The sequence below is a fragment of the Microcoleus sp. PH2017_12_PCY_D_A genome (assembly GCF_020738565.1).
Lineage (GTDB): Bacteria > Cyanobacteriota > Cyanobacteriia > Cyanobacteriales > Microcoleaceae > Microcoleus.
In genome coordinates this window covers 1-17157 of record NZ_JAEQCI010000082.1, presented here as the reverse complement: position 1 = coordinate 17157, position 17157 = coordinate 1, and the positions used below count along the sequence as shown (strand labels likewise).

General features: G+C 46.8%; 16 protein-coding genes and 1 pseudogene. 14 read left to right on the top strand and 3 right to left on the bottom strand.

The window, feature by feature from the left end; translation table 11 throughout:
• The first annotated feature begins 105 nt into the window (after nt 1–105).
• Complete coding sequence (locus JGK39_RS22865; protein ID WP_293258019.1) at nt 106–411, top strand: hypothetical protein; 306 nt, start codon at nt 106–108, stop codon at nt 409–411.
• 138 nt (nt 412–549) lie between these two features.
• On the opposite strand, the gene JGK39_RS22860 is transcribed toward JGK39_RS22865, so the two are convergent.
• Nucleotides 550–1236 carry a PEP-CTERM sorting domain-containing protein gene (locus JGK39_RS22860; protein ID WP_293258016.1) on the bottom strand — a complete coding sequence of 229 codons (687 nt, stop codon included), beginning with the start codon at nt 1234–1236 and terminating at the stop codon, nt 550–552.
• 518 nt (nt 1237–1754) lie between these two features.
• On the opposite strand from JGK39_RS22860, the gene JGK39_RS22855 reads away from it, so the two are divergent.
• Nucleotides 1755–1937: a hypothetical protein gene (locus tag JGK39_RS22855; protein WP_293258014.1), complete on the top strand. Its 183-nt coding sequence runs from the start codon at nt 1755–1757 to the stop codon at nt 1935–1937.
• 42 nt (nt 1938–1979) lie between these two features.
• Here JGK39_RS22855 and JGK39_RS22850 read toward each other — a convergent pair whose 3' ends face one another.
• Complete coding sequence (locus JGK39_RS22850; RefSeq protein ID WP_293258012.1) at nt 1980–2579, bottom strand: sulfite oxidase-like oxidoreductase; 600 nt, start codon at nt 2577–2579, stop codon at nt 1980–1982.
• A 436-nt stretch (nt 2580–3015) separates the two neighbouring features.
• Between JGK39_RS22850 and JGK39_RS22845 the strand changes: the two genes are divergently transcribed.
• The 8 genes from JGK39_RS22845 (at nt 3016) to psbM (ending at nt 11658) form a co-directional block, all read left to right on the top strand.
• Entirely contained in the window at nt 3016–5574 is a 2559-nt protein-coding gene (locus JGK39_RS22845; RefSeq protein WP_293258010.1) for a sigma 54-interacting transcriptional regulator, read from the top strand.
• Entirely contained in the window at nt 5555–5725 is a 171-nt protein-coding gene (locus JGK39_RS22840; RefSeq protein ID WP_293258008.1) for a hypothetical protein, read from the top strand. Before JGK39_RS22845 ends, JGK39_RS22840 begins: the two co-directional genes overlap by 20 nt.
• 227 nt (nt 5726–5952) lie before the next feature.
• Complete coding sequence (locus tag JGK39_RS22835) at nt 5953–6330, top strand: hypothetical protein (RefSeq protein ID WP_293258006.1); 378 nt, start codon at nt 5953–5955, stop codon at nt 6328–6330.
• A gap of 123 nt (nt 6331–6453) precedes the next feature.
• Complete coding sequence (locus JGK39_RS22830; RefSeq protein WP_293258004.1) at nt 6454–6729, top strand: hypothetical protein; 276 nt, start codon at nt 6454–6456, stop codon at nt 6727–6729.
• A gap of 327 nt (nt 6730–7056) precedes the next feature.
• On the top strand, nt 7057–8589 hold the full coding sequence (locus tag JGK39_RS22825) for a DUF512 domain-containing protein (RefSeq protein ID WP_293258002.1): 1533 nt from the start codon (nt 7057–7059) through the stop codon (nt 8587–8589).
• A 140-nt stretch (nt 8590–8729) separates the two neighbouring features.
• Nucleotides 8730–10631 carry a TolC family protein gene (locus tag JGK39_RS22820; RefSeq protein WP_293258000.1) on the top strand — a complete coding sequence of 634 codons (1902 nt, stop codon included), beginning with the start codon at nt 8730–8732 and terminating at the stop codon, nt 10629–10631.
• 339 nt (nt 10632–10970) lie between these two features.
• Nucleotides 10971–11267, top strand: coding sequence for a 2Fe-2S iron-sulfur cluster-binding protein (locus JGK39_RS22815; protein WP_293257998.1), 297 nt, complete (start codon nt 10971–10973; stop codon nt 11265–11267).
• A 277-nt stretch (nt 11268–11544) separates the two neighbouring features.
• On the top strand, nt 11545–11658 hold the full coding sequence (gene psbM / locus JGK39_RS22810) for a photosystem II reaction center protein PsbM (RefSeq protein WP_193970859.1): 114 nt from the start codon (nt 11545–11547) through the stop codon (nt 11656–11658).
• A gap of 98 nt (nt 11659–11756) precedes the next feature.
• Here psbM and JGK39_RS22805 read toward each other — a convergent pair whose 3' ends face one another.
• The gene (locus tag JGK39_RS22805) at nt 11757–12611 is read right to left on the bottom strand and encodes a universal stress protein (protein WP_293257996.1); all 855 of its coding nucleotides are present in this window, start codon (nt 12609–12611) and stop codon (nt 11757–11759) included.
• 142 nt (nt 12612–12753) lie between these two features.
• On the opposite strand from JGK39_RS22805, the gene JGK39_RS22800 reads away from it, so the two are divergent.
• The 4 genes and pseudogenes from JGK39_RS22800 to JGK39_RS22785 form a co-directional block, all read left to right on the top strand.
• Complete coding sequence (locus JGK39_RS22800; protein WP_293257994.1) at nt 12754–13254, top strand: thioesterase family protein; 501 nt, start codon at nt 12754–12756, stop codon at nt 13252–13254.
• Between the two features lie 64 nt (nt 13255–13318).
• A complete protein-coding gene (locus JGK39_RS22795) occupies nt 13319–14380 on the top strand; it encodes a DMT family transporter (protein WP_293257992.1) in 1062 nt (353 codons plus the stop codon).
• Nucleotides 14381–14424: 44 nt separating this feature from the next.
• Nucleotides 14425–15579 (top strand): ATP-grasp domain-containing protein, encoded by a 1155-nt coding sequence (locus JGK39_RS22790; protein WP_293257990.1) that lies wholly within the window; start codon nt 14425–14427, stop codon nt 15577–15579.
• A 396-nt stretch (nt 15580–15975) separates the two neighbouring features.
• Nucleotides 15976–17157 (top strand): annotated as a pseudogene (locus JGK39_RS22785) (hypothetical protein); the annotation flags it as partial.

Genomic DNA, 17157 nt, shown 5'->3' with positions numbered 1-17157 from the left:
ATGATATCATTATTTCTTGAATATAGCATGAACAAGAGTCTGGCCAAATAAGAAATTAGCCAGCGATCGATTATTTGCCTAAAATTTTTTAGTTCAAATTTAACAATGGGCGCGATAATTCAACAAATCCAAACTAGCTTGTTAAATCTGCTGGGTCAAGCGATCGAGGCAATGCCTTCAATAGCAGCGGCTGTGGTAGTTATTGTGCTGACGAACACGGCAGCAAAGTTTGTTAGCCGAGCAGTCTCGGCAGCTACTCAACAGACTGTCAAAAGTTTATCCTTGCGATCGCTCTTCGTGCAAACTGCTGTTGCCAAAGAGGGAGTGTCAGAGGGGGAGAGCGGGAGAGTGGGAGAATGGGAGAGTGGGAGATCAGAAAAATATTCCTTATTCCTGATGACTAATGACTAATGACTAATGACTAATGACTAATGACTAATGACTTCTTAAATCAAGCAAAAGGCGAGCCGATTTCCCATCAGCGCGCCTGCACATCGTATTCTTTTTTGTCAAACGTAATTAAGCAAATCGTTTCGTTTCAAAAAATTATCAAACTGTCTTGCTAGCGCGGCGGCGGCGGGCTGCAACCAAACCGCCCAAACCGAGAGCCAAACCAGTCATGGTAATCGGTTCGGGAACTGCTTCTGCGCTGACGGTGAAGTCTTGGAAGTCTGTGTCGTTGCTGTTACCGCGATCGTCGAAGGAGATTACTGTGCCTCCCTTAAACAGAGAAGCTGTTCCATCTGTGTAACTTCCGGCAGCTTGGAAAGTGTTGGTTGTTTCTCTGCCGAGCGCTGTCCACAACGAGGAGCCGCCAAACACGGCTTGTTGGGTGCCAGCGTTCAAGGCAGAGGTCGAGTAGACAGTGCCGTCGCTGCCGCTGTTGAGTCCCAAAGTGTAAACTTGATTTGCCAGGAATGTGAATACTCCTGCTCCCGAACCCAAGACTGTATTGCCCAAAGATCCTTTCCATTCGTTCTCGGCGCCATTGTCTGAGGATTTAGTTTCCGAAAACAGGGTGTGAACTAGAGATGTCACCGAGTCATTCACGGTGTAAATTCCCAAAGAGGAAGTGTACATACCGTGAGACTCTTTGAAGTTAAACTTGACATCTGTATTTTGCCCGAATGTGATACCGTTGGTACCAAAGGAGAAGGCTTGGGCTGGAGATCCTGCCCCTAATAGAGCGGTGGCGGCTGCGGTAGCTGTCAGGGCGGATAAGAGTTTGGTATTCATGGCCTGATTCCTTTTGTTGCAAGATATTAATAATTTCATTATCTGATAGTTTGTGTTTTTTTTTTGACTTTATGTGAATTTTGACAAACTCTTTATGAAGCCTTTACAATATCTTTATAAATGCTGTCTAGCCAATCGCTAAGCGGGCGATCGCCCCCTAAAAATACACACCAAAAATTATAAAAATTATGGCTGTCAACCTTGCAATCGCGGTCGTGCGAGCGCTAACCCGCAAAATAGATTTTGGTGGGTTTATCCTAATTTTAGATTTTATTCCAAGTCTAAATCTTTAACAGCAAACACTTAGGTACAAACACTGTCAGTCGATTTTAGATTTAGTTGCAGCTCCTTGAATCTGGGAGCTTGAACTAAGGTAGAAAATTTTGGGTTCTACTCTGACAATCGTTTACGTGGGACGGTACCTGTTTTTGAGCGGGGTCGCTGTTGGGGAATCTGACAGTTATAAAAGTTTTCTATTAATCCAGAAACTGCGAATATTTGTTGTTTGGGACTTGCCTATGGGAATTAAAGTAGTCGATCGCTCGGGTAAATTACTTACATTCGTGCGATCGTCCGGTTTAGGTCTTTTGGTGGAACTACACAGATCCCGCGCCGTGACAGATCCCAAAGATGCGATCGAGAGCGGCTTTCTGCTTTCAAAATTGCTGAGCCGATTGCACCTCAACCAATACCATATATAGATGCTATTGGCAAGCCCTAATCGCGATAGATCGTCGATCGCATCAAAAAAGACCGCTGTAGCGTTCCTCAGCCCAAGGTTCGCCCCTCCGGTGGTAGCCGTTGCGTTCCCAAAAACCGAGTTGTTCGGTTTCTGTAAACTCCAGGCCGTTAATCCATTTCGCGCTTTTCCAGGCGTACAGGTGCGGAACTACCAACCGCATCGGGCCGCCGCGATCCGGGGATAGCGGTTCGCCGAAGACGGTGTGGGCGAAAAAGTTTTCTTCTCGGAGGAAGTCGGCGATCGCAATATTAGTAGTGTAGTCGCCGTAGCAGTGTTCCAGGACGTGGAGGGCTTTAGGATCGACTTCTATGCTGTTCATAAAATCCGTGACTTTGACTCCCGTCCACTGCACGTCAAGTTTTGACCAGCGGGTGACGCAGTGAAAATCCGCAGTAAAGTTACTTTGGGGCATGGCCTGGAAGTCAGACCAAGTGAAGGTTTTTGGTTTTGCCAATCCCCAGACTTTAAATTCCCAAGTCTCAATGCTGACGGAGGGTGTATCGCCGTAAGTCAGAACGGGAAAGCCGTTGGCGAGGTATTGACCCGGGGGGACGCGATCACTGTTATCTGATTCTGGCTTGCGAAAAAATTTGCCCTGCATTTATTCAAGCTCTACAGTAAATGACTGCAATCCCCAGTATAACTTACAGTCAACTACAAGCAACAACTTTACTCGTGGATGATTTACCGCTTTTAACCGAACTTGCAACGCTTGACTGCGGCGCGTTTTCGCCACCGAAATGATGCTGGGGAACATTGGCAAATTATTAAAATATTGCTGCCGCAAGTAGAGTTTGCGAGATCGTTTTAGGATGGCAACCTCACCGACTGGGGAAACGTTTTCACGTGCAGATTGCCCGAGGATGCGTAGAAAAAATATATTAGAACTGGGAGTGTCGATCGCCTATACTGAAGAGAAAAAATTCACACCACACTAAAACTCAAAAGGCTAGTTCCAGCAGTTAATATTGATTGATGTAGCACAATGATATATCCTACACCAACTACCACGATTCGGCTTTCGCCGGCGCTAAGCGATGTCTACCGAAACATTAGTTAACTGGCTCGAAGAGAGCACCGAATTAGGTATATTATCCCGCGAGATTTTACAGGATCTCGCCCGTGAAATGCAAGCGACAACTTTTCCCCCAGGATTTCGAGTGGTAATCGAAGATACGCCTGTCACCAATCTCTACATTTTAGAACGGGGAGTTGCCGATCGCTACCGCCGCAAACAACCCGGATTGATGTGGGCGAGCAGCTTGTTACCGGGGGCGATCGCGAATTTATCCGCCCTCGGGCGATCGCAACCGGCAGATAGTAGAATTATTACCCGTACAGAATGTCAATTTTGGGTAATTAGTGCCGATCGCTGGCGCAATTTACTAGAAAGATATCCGCAGATTGTCGAAGCCTACGCCCAACGTTTGGCTGCGAAATTAGAGCAGTTAGAAGCAGAAATCGCCTACGAAAAAGAGCGTCAAAATGCCCTCCGCAGCTATCTAGTACCGCAGGCGAAACGGGGAGTCATTGGGAATAGCCGTTATGCGGTAAAATTGCGGCAACAAATTCGCACTGCATCGAGTGACGCGCGATCGGTATTAATCTCTGGCGAACCCGGTTTAGAAAAAGATAATTTAGCCGCTTTAATTCATTTCGGGTCCGATCGGCGCAGCGAACCAATAATTCAGATCAAAAGTGCCTTGATTCAGAGCAATGGAGCCGAATTATTCGGGCGTTTGGGCGGTAAACCTGGGTTGTTAGAATGGTTGGGAGAAGGTACGTTAATTTTAAACGACGTGCAAGAATTGCCAGCTCAATTATGCCCTCAAATTCAGCAACTATTAACCGAGGGAACTTATACACCAGTTGTCAAAGAAGGACAAATACCGCCACCACCGCGAGCTAGTAAAGCCAGGATAATTTTAATTTCAGAAACCGTCCAACCCCAACTAGATAACCTGACGCAACATAAGATTAAAGTTCCATCATTGCGGGTGAGAAAAGCAGATTTAGAGGCACAAGTCAACTATTATCTCAACATCATTTGTCGCAAAAAGAAATTAGTCAAGCCCCAAGTAACGCCGGAAGCAATTCGCCGCTTGCAAGCCTACGATTTTCCAGGGAACTTGCAGGAATTGCAGGGAATGGTCGATCGCGCTTTAGTTCAAGCCCAGGGAAATCAGGTATTAACGGAAGAAGTATTCTGGGCCCAAGCGGCGAAACAACAAAAGTTCCGGCTGAATTTATTCAAGATATATCCCAAATTTAGGCAATTTTTGCGGAGCGATTGGTATCCAGATCGCGTGAATTATTGGTTTACCACTTGGGTATTTGCATTAGTAGTAATTATCCTGTTTGTTGCTCCCCAAGATAGACAACACAATTTTGCCCTAAATATCTTTTGGGCGTGGTGGTGGCCGTTAATTTTATTATTATTCCCGATCGTCGGGCGATTGTGGTGTGCTTTTTGCCCGTTTATGATTTATGGGGAAATCGTCCAAAAACTATCGCTGAAAATTTTACCGCGAACTCTCAATAAATGGCCGCGCCAATTAGCCGAAAAATGGGGCGGCTGGTTTCTCTTCGGATTATTTACTATGATATTTCTGTGGGAAGAGTTGTGGAATTTAGAAAATACTGCCTATTTATCCAGTTGTTTGTTATTGCTAATTACGGCGGGCGCAGTAATTTTTTCGCTGATATTCGAGAGGCGGTTTTGGTGCCGTTATTTATGCCCGATCGGGGGAATGAATGGCTTATTTGCTAAACTCTCAATTATCGAACTGCGCGCCCAACAAGGAACCTGCGCGGCGGAATGCAGCACCTACCATTGTTATAAAGGAGGCGCAGGTTTTGGGGAAGGATTGACGACTGATGGATGTCCGGTTTATTCCCATCCAGCCCAATTAACCGATAATAAAGATTGCGTGTTGTGCATGACTTGTTTGAAAGCTTGTCCCCATCGATCGGTAGAATTAAATTTGCGCCCTCCCGGCATTGAATTATGGACAACCCACGTTCCCCACAGTTATGAAGTTGCCCTATTATTTCTATTATTAGGCGGTATCTATCTCCACCGCTTACCGGAGATCAATAGTTTGTTGGGGCTGGGCATCAATTTAGAGCAATTTTTACCTCATTTAGGACTGTCGATCGCAGTGTTAATTATCCCGCCGATGATTCCCCTAGTAGCCTATGCAGTCATGCAAGCAATTTATCGATTGGGACAAGCAGAAACCATGCCATTTAAAATTACTAAACCGCTTTCATTTGTCTGTCTCGCCTACGGATATCTACCTCTAGTTTGGGGCGGTAGTTTGGCTCACTATTGGCGGTTGGGCTTGCAGGAAGGCGGGCGAGTTATTCCCGTAACTTTTGCCACTTTCGGACAAGTTAGAGAGGATTTGCCGAGTTTTGTGGGAGATCCGGCGGTGATTAGTTTTTTGCAAGGCGTCACTTTAATTGTATCATTGTTGGTGACAATATTTGTGACGCAAAAAATTGCCAAGCGATCGATTAAATCTTTGATGCCCCAGCATTTAGCGAGTTTGTGTTTGATGGTGAGTTTGTGGTATGCGATCGTGGGTAACTAAAATAACCATCATCAAGTTCGTAGTGCGGACTTTAGTCCGCAGGATTTTGCGGACTAAAGTCCGCACTACGAACAAGTTTGTAGTGCGGACTTTAGTCCGCAGGATTTTGCGGACTAAAGTCCACACTACAAACCGTCTCGATCGCTGGTAATAGACCGGACATGATATGATATGCCCATGCAAAGCAGTATGACATTGAGCCGCAAGCTTTCACCAATCTTGGCAGCAATCAATGACCGGACAAACATTACCGCTTTTTCATCAGACCGGGAAGATTTAGAAAGCACATAGGACTTACGCACGAGAGGTCAGAAACCGGGTTTCTGGCAAAAACTCTGCCACAAAACCTATATTTTTCGTCAGAAACCCGGTTTCTCAATGCTTATTCAAAAGGCGGAAATATTTCAGTTGAAACAAACTATGTCAATACCGAAAAAAGGAACCAGAAAAATCATTGTTGACGGGGAGTCTTTCATCTGGCTCATCCGCAGACAACCTACTTATACACAAGAATGCTTTCATGGCGGAAATCTTCATGTTGCTGTCGAACACGCTGAAAATTCAGGTTCGGTATTAGTTATTATCACCGATCGACCTCATCCTCAAAACGGGAGTATAAATCACTGTGAAATACCAGTAAGACCCTCTGATGTAGCACAATGGATACGGCAAGCACTGCAACTCGGATGGCAGCCAACGCGATCGGGAATACCTTTTCAGGTGCAGATTGCAGGACAGTGTATGGAAAAAATATAATGGTGTATGTTCGGTGACAGGACAAGTTTATTTTGTTAAAGCCAATTCAGTTGATTTGGTAAATGCAAGCATCCTCTGAAAGTTAAAAGTGTATAATTAAGTTGACAACCACAGAGAACTGCGATGACTATTCTGAAACCCCGTTATAGCAAGCAAGAGTTTGCACGACTTGGCGATGAGATATACGATCGCATAGTGCGATCGCAAGTGGAACCCAGTAACAAAGGTAAAATTGTGGCGATCGATATTGAGACATCTGCATGGGAAATCGATAGTAACGAGATAGTTGCCTGTAGCCGACTCCGAACAAAGTACCCCACTGCTCAGATATGGATCGTGCGCGTTGGTTCAACCTATGTGCGTCGTTTTGGTGCCGGTCGCATCCAAAAAGTAAAATGATTGCAGGAGTGTTAACGGCGATTATGAACTAATTCTTTGCATATCCATACAGTCACCCTAAAAAAATATAAAGTCTGACAAATCACTGCACTCGGTGTTGCCCGAATAAATTGACAAAAAACGCTAATTATGATAATGATATTTACACATTTAAATATATAGTTAGGAACGCACTCCAAACAAAGAAACCGGGTTGTTAACCGAGATAGAGGGCCTCAAGCAAGTATTTGGGTAAAAACCCGGTTTATCGCCACCCGTTCCTAAGTCCTAATCTACAAAAAATTGTCAAAAATAATTTATCAAATCTCAAAAATTAATCCCGAAATTATGAGCGAATCCTCAACCAAGCCAGCCCTAATCACCAAAGTTATCCCCGACAGCATCTGCGCCGAAATGGGATTTGATGTCGGAGACTCGATCGTCGCCATCAACGGCCAAAAACCCCGCGACTTGATCGATTATCAATTCCTGTGCGCCGACGAATTTCTCGAACTAGAAGTTTTAGATGCTAAAGGCAAAACTCACAAGTTGGAAATAGAAAAAGAGTATGACGAAGACTTGGGTGTGGAATTTGAAACCGCGCTCTTCGACGGACTAATTCAGTGCAACAACCGCTGCCCTTTTTGCTTTATCGACCAGCAGCCTCCAGGAAAGCGCGAAACTTTATATCTCAAGGATGATGACTACCGCCTCAGCTTTCTTTATGGCAGCTATCTGACTCTCACGAATCTGACTGAAAAAGAGTGGAATCGCATCGAACAAATGCGGCTTTCTCCTCTTTATGTTTCGGTGCACGCTACGGAACCGGATGTGCGAATTAGGTTGCTGAAAAATTTTCGGGCTGGGAAGATTTTAGAACAAATTAAATGGTTTCAAGAGCGCCGCTTGCAAATTCACGCTCAAGTTGTTGTTTGTCCGGGGATTAATGACGGCGAACATTTGGAACGCACTTTGCTAGATTTGGCAAAGTTTCATACTGGAAATATCCCGGCTGTGGCTTCGGTGGCTGTGGTGCCGGTGGGTTTGACTCGCTTTCGTCCTGCGGAAGATGAATTGATTGCTGTAACTCCGGAAAAAGCGCGGGAAGTTATCGCGCAAGTGCAGCAAATTCAAGGGGTTTTAAGTCAGGGGAAAAACGGTAAAAAGGCGAAAAGGAGGAATTCAAAATCCACCCCCCCCAACCCCCCCTTGTCAAGGGGGGGAGAAGATTTAAATCCCATCTTAGCAACTGAAGGAGATTCTAACCCCAACCCCCCCTTGTCAAGGGGGGGAGAAGATTTAAATCCCATTTTAGCAACTGAGGGAGATTCAAAATCGCGCTGTATTTGGCTGGCTGATGAGTGGTTTTTAATTGCTGGTTTGGATTTGCCGTCGGCGGCTGATTATGCAGATTATCCCCAAATTGGTAATGGTGTGGGTTCGATTCGGCAGTTTATTCAACAGTTTGAAACGGCTTTTGAGAAGCATCAAGAGGCGAAAGTTGACTCTCCGAGAAAATTAATTTGGGTGGTGGGAAATGCTGTTGAAAAGGCTTTTTTGCCGATCGCACAACAACTCAACCAGATTCCCGGCTTGTCCGTCAACATGGTGGCACTGTCCAGCCGCTACTGGGGACAAACTATCACTGTTACGGGTTTGCTCACCGGGCAAGATTTACTCGAAGCTTTGCAGGGAAAAGACTTGGGAGATGGCATCCTCCTGCCTTCGGTGATGCTAAAACAGGGGGAACCTCGTTTTCTTGACGACATGACCGTAGAACAGCTCGAAAAGTCCCTGAAAACCCGGATTTTGCCGGTAAGTGGCGTAGAGGAACTAATCTCGGGGGCGATCGGTCTGGCAACTGCTGAAGTTCAATTGTAAATTTTGCATCAAGCCTTCACAAGCAACACGAGTACGGTAATTATGACTTGTAACTGTCGGGTTCAGGAAACAAACTAGAAACTTGAGACCTCAATCTTGCTCTAAAATTGTCTCTAGAATTGCAAAGTAATTAAAAAATTATGCGTGTTTTTCGTCAAATCGTGGTGGTCGGAGTGGGCGCTGCAATTACTTTCAGCAACGCCGGACAGGGTGCTTCAGCACAGCCTCCGGCTCAATCTCAGGACAGTTCCTCCCTTAGCAATCCGATCGAATTAGCGCAGAATATTCGATCGACCTCGAACACAGCCTCAGAACCAACATCAGAAGCTCCAGAACAGTCGATCGCCCAAAACCCACCAACCTCCGACTCTCAGCAGCCCGGGGAAGCTACGATCGCAGCAACTCTCCCAACCGAGTCAGAGCAAGCATCAAAGCCCCAACAGGCTGCTCCGGCTGCCCCATCAACCCAGCAGGAGTATTTGGCGCAGTCTCCAACACCAGCACCGGCAAATACTCGGCAGAAACCTGTTCCGAGCAACCCCAGCAATGTTCCGGCGCCGAATTTGCCAGCACCAGTTCCCCGCGGCACTCCCAATGAAACTTTCCCGCCTCTTACCCCGAAGGGCATTTTAGACACCAAGCCCCCGGCTACCCTGGAACCCAACCCGAATCCGCTACAGTTTCCGACAAAGCCGGAGGATGTCAGGATCGAGGAAGTTCAGTCAATTACTTTGCAGCAGGCGATCGATCTGGCCCGCCGCAACAGCCAAGTTTTGCAAATCGCCCAGAAACAAGTCGAACAAAGTCGATCGGGCGTGCGCGAACAGCAGGCTGCTTTATTTCCAGATCTGACTTTTCAAATGGCCGCAACCCGCCAAGTCAGCGCCAGCGGACAGATTGGGGTGCAGACTCGACTCCGCCAAAATGCAAATTTACCCGCCAGCCGCCAACTCCCGACCAATTCTCCCGAGTTTCAAAATTTCGGCACGATCGGTCTCAACAACACTTTGCAGTTGAGCTACGACCTCGACATTTTCGGCCGCCGCAACGCAAATATCCGCGCCGCTAGGGAACAGTTGCGCTTTCGGGAACTGGATTTGGAACGCCAAGCCGAGCAACTCCGCTTCGACACTGCTGAGGCTTACTACAACCTGCAAAACTCCGACGGACAAGTTGCTATCCGCCAAGCTTCGGTGAGAAATGCCCAGCAAAGTTTGCGGGATGCGGAAGCTTTGGAACGCGCCGGGGTGGGAACCCGCTTTGCTGTGTTGCAGGCTCAGTCAAATGTGGCCAACGAAGTGCAGCAACTGTCCGTGGCCCGTCGCGATCAGCGGGTGGCCCAGCGGCGGCTGGCTGAGATTTTGAATATCAGTCAGTCGGCAAACTTGACGGCGGCTGACCCGGTGGAGCAAGCTGGCTCCTGGAGGCTGTCTTTGGAAGAGAGTATTGTCCAGGCTTTTAAGAATCGCCCCGAGTTGGAACAGCAGTTAGTACAGAGGAATATCAGCCAGCAACAGAGGCGATCGATTCGGGCGGGGGGGCTACCTCAAGTTAATGTCACTGGTTCCTACAACTTTCAAGGGCTAACTACTGACGATACAAGACCGTTTTCAACTCGCGGCTGGGCGAGTGGCTATGCGGTACAAGCCAATCTGACTTGGAATTTCTTCGACGGGGGCGCGGTGAAGGCGAGGGTGAAACAGCGGGATGCCGATATCTCGATCGCCGAAAGTCGATTTGACCAAATCCGCAACCAAGTGCGCCGGGAAGTCGAACAAGCTTATTTTGGTTTGGAGTCGAGTTTTGAAAATATCGAAACTTCTGAAGCCGGAGTTTTGCAGTCGAGGGAAGCTTTGCGTCTGGCCAGACTCCGGTTTCAAGCTGGCGTCGGCACTCAGACGGATGTGATTCAGGCGGAAACAGATTTGACTAGGGCTGAGAGAAACCGATTGTCGGCAATTGTCAACTACAACCTGGGGCTTTCGTCTCTCCAGCGCGCTGTGAGCAATCTTCCGACTAATAACCTCTCGGATGCTCCTTGAGGTTAGGTTGGGTTGGGTTCGGTTCGGGCGATCGACCTTTTACCGCCAACGGCATTGGGCATCGTGTATTTGGCAACTCAAAACTAAGACCCAGAAATCCGGTTTCTGGGCAAAATATTGGTTTGGCGGCGTGAAATCTAGGGATACACCGAGTTTCTGACCCCGCACGCCCAGCGTCCAGTCAAAACCACCAATGCAAAAATCAGGAGCCAGATTTTTGCATTTTGAGTTGCCCCACGAGCAATTTCTACTTTCTGGGCCCTAAATATTCTTAATAACCGACACATTAGTTAATATTTTGTAATAGAGTTCTATGTCAACTGCGTTAAAGGATCGGCAATGGCCAATATCAAGTTTGTGAAGGAAAATCAGGAAGTCATCGCAGCAGACGGAGCCAATTTGAGATTCAAAGCTCTAGAAAACCGCATCGACTTATACACGTTTTCGGGAAAGATGATGAATTGCGGGGGCATCGGTCAATGCGGCACCTGCATTGTGGAAATTGTCGAGGGCGGTGAAAATCTGTCGCCCCGCACTGACTTTGAGAACCGCAAGCTCAAGAAAAAGCCCGAAAACTATCGGTTGGCTTGTCAAACTATGGTCAACGGCCCGGTGAGCGTCAAGACGAAGCCTTAGCTGGGCTTGATGAAGGAAGTTCGGCAACGAAGCACTGTACGGGATGTAACGGATGTAACGGATGTAACGGATAGAAAGAAGACTTGTCCGATCGCGTAGCCAAAGGAAGGAAGAGGGAAGAGGGAAGAGGGAAGAAGAAGTAGACATTCTCCCGCTTTCCGCTTCTCGGGCTCTCCGTGGCTCCGAGGCTCCTTCTGTCTTCCAGTTTGCCTTTGGCCTTTGAGTGGTATCCTAGTGGTGTGTGTTTTCCTATTTTCCGATACAGGCGGGGGTCTTCATGGAAGTTAACGATTTAGGGTTTGTGGCAACCATTCTGTTTGTATTGGTTCCCAGTGTTTTTCTAATCATTCTGTACATTCAAACGGCTAGCCGTCAAGGCGGAAAAGAGTAGCAACTGCTGCTATTTATTTCTGGCGAAAGCTGGTTGTAAAAAAAGCGCCAACAGTTTTTTGCTGGGGCGCTTTTTTGTTAACTGTTAGTGTTGAGAGTTTAGCTGACAACTGTGCGGGCTAGCAAGACGGGACAGTTGGCGTAGACTCGCACGTAGTCTGATAGGGAATTTCCTAGGAGTCGATCGAGATCCAGGAAGTTTTTAGCAACGTTTGGCCGCCGATCGGGGGAACCGATTACCAACAAATCTGCATTCAACTCGTCTGCAATCTGACAAATTGCTTCCCCGGGCTTACCTGTCGCACTCACGCAGCGGTAGCTAACTCCCATTTGTTTCGCGAGGGCTACTCCGGGAGCCAATACGGGGTCTTTTTCAGCAGTTGCTGTTAAATCTTCAGTAGATTTTCCCGTCAAATCTTTGGTGACGTGTACTAGAATTATCTGTCCGCCGCTGACTTCTTTAACCAAAGATAGCGCAAGCTGCAATGACTGTTTTGCAGATTCTGAGTTGTCTAGCGCCACCATGACGCGCTTAATTTTTTTGACGTAGATATCGTCTTTTACTAACAGCATCGGTCTGGATGTTAGCTGGAAAACGTACTGGCTGACTGAGTTTTCCAAAATCGATTGCAGCCGTCCGAATCCCCTAGAACCCATAATCACTAAGTCGGATTTTTCTTCTTCTGCGACTTGGCAAACTGTGGTTTTTGGATCTCCCTGTTTCAGCCGCGGATTGACTTTGCTGGGATCTATTTTCAAAGACTGCACTGCTTGTGCTAAAATTTTACCTCCTTCTTCCAACTTGTCGGCCATGCCATCGGAAGTTACTTGCTGCGGCACGACGTGCAGAACGGTGACAGAGCTTTGTTGCAAGGAAGGGATGTCCATCAACATATTAAACATCTCTTCGCACAAGCCGCGACCGGCGACGGCTACTAAAATTTTTTCTATCATGGTTTTTGGGGTAAAAACAGTTGAGTTTTCTGGTGCAGCGCTCTCACTAGGGCGTTGTTACTCTAGTGGCTTAATGTTAAGCATAATCTTGAAGTTTGCTTTATGATTTGTAGAAATGTAGCGTTTTGGAACAATTTGTAACGTGTTAGAGAACGATCGAACTCAACCAGAACTCGCAGCGGCTGGTGCTATTCAAAAGCGGCCCGGGATGGACTCGGAGGGCTGGTTTGAATATTTGGTGCGAGTCTACCCCCACCATACTGACTACAGCGGCGCGGTTTGGCACGGGACTTATCTGGCTTGGATGGAGGAAGCGCGGGTGGAAAGTTTGCGCTCTCTCGGCATCGAGTATGCAGAGTGGGTGGCGCAGGGTGTGGAATTGCCCGTGGTTGAGCTTTCGCTGCGCTACCACCGCTCTGTACAAATGGGTCAATCTGTGGCAGTGAGAACGCGGATGCTTGCTAGCGAGGGGGTGAGGCTACTTTGGGATTACGAAATTCGATCGCCCGACGCTCAAGAATTGTACGTGACTGCACAGGTAACTTTGGTTGGTGTCGATCGGGACAAGGGCAAGATTATCCGTCAATTGCCGCCGGCGCTCCAGGAGGCGTTGACAAGGCTTTCTGTGAAACCTTCAACCTAAGATAGGACGTACGGTTGAAACCGCCGGGTATTCTGGCCTTCTGCCTTCATGGGAAAATTTAACAATGTCAAAAAAACTGGGATTGCCAGAAGAAAATATTGAACTACAGCGCAATATTTTGGATAAAAATGAGTTAAACTCCGCCTTAACAACAGAAGACAAAACTATTGTTTCGGGCAACCCGGACAATTTAACAAACGGTGAATTAGCTGACAGTCAAGGTAAAGTTTGGGCGATCGTCTCCTTGTCGGCGGCGCTGCTGGCGGTGTCCCTGGCCGCCATTTTTATTAGGTTGAGCGAACGGGAAATCGGCCCGAATGCTACGGTTTTTAACCGTTTGTGGATAGCAACTGCGGTATTTGGACTCTGGAATGGTGCGGGGGAAGCGCGCCGCCGAATGTCTGGGGATGAGGTGGAAGTGCGATCGACCTACACTCTGCGCGATTTCATTTTATTAACAGCCGTAGGCGTGGTTTCTTCTGCTTCTTTGGGTTTGTGGGCTTGGTCGCTGACTCAGACGAATGTCGCTAATTCTACTGTACTGCGGAATTTAACTCCTTTATTTACTACTTTGGGGGGATGGCTGCTGTTGGGAAGGCGCTTTGACAGCAGGTTTTTGGTGGGACTGGCGGTGGCGTTGGGAGGTGCAATTGCGATCGGCACTAAAGACTTGCAAATAGCGGGAGACAATTTTGCCGGTGACATTGCTGCGCTGTTATCGGCGATGTTTTATGCAGGAAATCTACTGATAGCAGAACATTTGCGCGCCAAGTTCCCGGCGACAACTATCTTGATGTGGCGCTGTTTTATTGGCAGCATCTTGATTTTGCCGCTGGTGGTGCTGGCGGGCGATCGGGTTTTCCCTTATTCTTGGCAAGGATGGCTGGCTGTAATTGCTTTAGCCGTGATTTGCCAAGCTTTCGGCCAAGGACTTCTCATCCACAGTCTCGGCCGTTTATCATCGGGATTTGTCGCGCTTTTCCTGCTGCTAGAACCCGTGATTACCGCAATTCTTGCCTGGTTACTATTTGCCGAAAGTTTGAGCTTATTTAATTGGTTCGCTTTGGCCGTGGTTTTAGCGGGAATATATTTAGCAAAATCTAGCAGTTCAACCGACAAAAAATGAAACAACAAGGAACAAATACTTAAATGTTTGCAAAATCAACTAACATGAATTCATGGCATTATGACTTGAGTTTACTGCCTCAATATTTAGAGGTATTTTTTGCTAAATTGCGAATTGCTGTGGTATTCGGCGGCAACTGCGATCGCCCGGACTCCGTGATTTACAAAACACACAATCCCCGCTCTTGGAAAAGTTACGAAACAGTCGCCCGCGAGATTGCCCAAGCATTAACAGAAATTGGTTTCAACCACGTCTATGTCATCCCTGACGACATGAACTTGCCGCAACAGCTAAAACAACAAAATATCCATTTAGTGTGGCTGAATACGGGCGGCGTCCAGGGCTACAATCCAGTTTGTCACACTCCCGCCTTGTTGGAAATGTTGGGAATGCCTTATGTCGGTCACAATCCATTAAACAGTTCAACTTTAGATAACAAACACGCTTTTAAACGGGAACTGCAATCAGTCGGAATTAAAACCGCTCCGTTTATGACTTGGCATCCTTCTCAAGGAATTTTGCAGCCTAATTTGCACGAGCGGTTTGCCATTGCTTTTGGCGAATATCTAGGGCCTTTTGTGGTTAAACCAGTATCCGGCCGCGCTTCGCTGCACGTTCATTTTGTAGACAAGATTGAAGGTTTGTCTCAGGCGGTTTCCGAAGTCCACCGAGCAACTCACAATACTGCTTTAATTGAAAAATATTTGCCGGGACGAGAATTTTGTGTAGCGGTTTGCGGCTATGTTACTTATGCTAAAGGCGGTTTTTACAAAAATCCGAAACCCTTTGCCTTTTCGACGGTAGAACGAGTTTTGGAGTCGGAGGAACGCATCTTTACTTCTATGGATAAAAAGGCGATTACGGCCGATCGCGGACGGTTGATGGGCGCGGAGGAACCTGAACTAAAACAGCAGTTAATTGAGTTGGCTAGTAAAATTTATTGGGAGTTTAGTTTGAACAGTTTGGTGCGGATTGATGTCCGCAGCGATGCTGATGGCTCGCTTTATGTTTTGGAAGCAAATCCGAAACCGGATCTGAAGCATCCTGGAGAAAATGTGACGAGTTTGGTGGCTTTGGGTTTGGCGGAATACGGGATGAGTTATAACGATTTAATTTTTAGTTTGCTGGCGGATAGGTTGGATTATTTGCTGACTCAACATATGGGGATTATTCCTCATATTGTGGATTTGCTTCGCTAATTGGACTTGTGCAGAACATCTGACTTTAGTGTCAACAAGCGCGTCAAGTTTAGTGCCGATTTACTGTTTGACGATTAGGTTTTCGATCCCCCCTAACCCCCCTTAAGAAGGGGGGAACCGGAAGCGCTCTTGCGTCAACCCCTACTCGCCTTTTGAAGGGGTATGCGAGGGGGAGGGAGACTCGGCTATAAACGAGAGATACAAAGGTTTTCAGGCGATTGTTGACACCAATGCACACCTTACCTGTTGGGTTTTTGTAAATAAATATAAATTGCCGAGCCAAGTGAACGCAAGGGCCCAAGTTGTGATAGCCTGAGTAAGTTAGCGATTTCTGGATGTCCGTTTTTTGAGGGCAAGCTGCAAGGCAAATCACTTTATATGAATTAGATAAAACCAATGGAAGCATTACTTTTATTAATAGGATTTGGAGGCGGGGCATTAGTTTGCTGGCTAATTTTGAATAAGCGAAATTCACGCAATTTGGTGCGGATGCAGGGTTCGCAGGAGGCGATATCGAAGCTGTCGTCGCAGTTGGATGCCCGAACTTCGGAATTGCGGGAAAAGATGCAGAATGAAAATCAGCTAAATTCAGAATTGTCCCAGTTGCAAAGTCGCTTAGAAGTTGTGACGGGCGAGCAAGATTTGTTAAATACTCAAGTGTCGGAATTGGAAGGATTTTTGGCGGGAATTGCTGAGGAGCGATCGCAAGTTAATGCTCTGATTGCTGATTTGCAGTTTCAGCTAGAAAATGCTGAGCAAGCTCAGTCTCAGTTAGCGGAAGTGGTCGAACTTAAATATCAGTTAGAAGTTGCAACTCAGGAGCGATCGCAACTTAACGCTCAAATCCGGGAAATGCAAGCAGAGTTAGAGGCGGTTGATGCACAACGTTCTCAATTTGACGCTCTGCTTTCGGAATTTGAAAGTCAGTTGGAAACGGCTAGTCAAACCAGATTGCAGGTACAATACCAGTTGTCGGAAGTTCAAATTAAGTTCGATCGCTCAATTCAAGAGCGGGAGCAACTTCAGTCTCAACTTGCAGATTTGCAAGCTCAACTGGAGAGTGCAGAGCAAGAAAGAGAAATACTCAACTCTCAATTGCAAACCGCTAGCCAACAACCGCAGCAATCTCAATCTGAATTATTTGAGCTGGAAACACAGTTAGAAGCTGCCAACCAAGATAAAATGCAGCTAAATTCTCAATTATCTGAGCTGCAAAGTCGATCGGAAACGGTGCTTGGAGAGCGGGAACAACTGCTGTCTCAGTTGTCAGAATTGCAGCTTCAATTAGAAACGGCTAACAGAGAGCGATCGCACCTTTTCGCTCAACTCTCGGAATTCCCAAGTCAAATCGAGACAGCCAATCAGAGTCAAGCTCAACTGCAAGCTCAAGTATCCGAATTAGAAAATCAGTTAGAAATTGTATATCAAGAGCGATCGCAACTGCAATCTGATTTAGCAACTCGCTCCGAATTAGAATCGCAATTGCAAACTCAAATCGAGACAGCCAATCAAAATCAAAATCAACTGCAATCTCAAATATCCGAGTTACAACAGCAGTTAGAAACAGGGCATCAAACT

Excerpts from the sequence above, each read along its gene's own strand:
- JGK39_RS22835 (WP_293258006.1), top strand. The coding sequence starts at position 5,953 with ATGCTTATTCAAAAGGCGGAAATATTTCAGTTGAAACAAACTATGTCA.
- psbM (WP_193970859.1), top strand. The coding sequence starts at position 11,545 with ATGGAAGTTAACGATTTAGGGTTTGTGGCAACCATTCTGTTTGTATTG.
- JGK39_RS22820 (WP_293258000.1), top strand. The coding sequence starts at position 8,730 with ATGCGTGTTTTTCGTCAAATCGTGGTGGTCGGAGTGGGCGCTGCAATT.
- JGK39_RS22850 (WP_293258012.1), bottom strand. The coding sequence starts at position 2,579 with ATGCAGGGCAAATTTTTTCGCAAGCCAGAATCAGATAACAGTGATCGC.
- JGK39_RS22795 (WP_293257992.1), top strand. The coding sequence starts at position 13,319 with ATGTCAAAAAAACTGGGATTGCCAGAAGAAAATATTGAACTACAGCGC.
- JGK39_RS22855 (WP_293258014.1), top strand. The coding sequence starts at position 1,755 with ATGGGAATTAAAGTAGTCGATCGCTCGGGTAAATTACTTACATTCGTG.
- JGK39_RS22815 (WP_293257998.1), top strand. The coding sequence starts at position 10,971 with ATGGCCAATATCAAGTTTGTGAAGGAAAATCAGGAAGTCATCGCAGCA.
- JGK39_RS22790 (WP_293257990.1), top strand. The coding sequence starts at position 14,425 with ATGAATTCATGGCATTATGACTTGAGTTTACTGCCTCAATATTTAGAG.
- JGK39_RS22865 (WP_293258019.1), top strand. The coding sequence starts at position 106 with ATGGGCGCGATAATTCAACAAATCCAAACTAGCTTGTTAAATCTGCTG.
- JGK39_RS22840 (WP_293258008.1), top strand. The coding sequence starts at position 5,555 with ATGCGATCGTGGGTAACTAAAATAACCATCATCAAGTTCGTAGTGCGG.
- JGK39_RS22805 (WP_293257996.1), bottom strand. The coding sequence starts at position 12,611 with ATGATAGAAAAAATTTTAGTAGCCGTCGCCGGTCGCGGCTTGTGCGAA.
- JGK39_RS22830 (WP_293258004.1), top strand. The coding sequence starts at position 6,454 with ATGACTATTCTGAAACCCCGTTATAGCAAGCAAGAGTTTGCACGACTT.
- JGK39_RS22825 (WP_293258002.1), top strand. The coding sequence starts at position 7,057 with ATGAGCGAATCCTCAACCAAGCCAGCCCTAATCACCAAAGTTATCCCC.
- JGK39_RS22845 (WP_293258010.1), top strand. The coding sequence starts at position 3,016 with ATGTCTACCGAAACATTAGTTAACTGGCTCGAAGAGAGCACCGAATTA.
- JGK39_RS22860 (WP_293258016.1), bottom strand. The coding sequence starts at position 1,236 with ATGAATACCAAACTCTTATCCGCCCTGACAGCTACCGCAGCCGCCACC.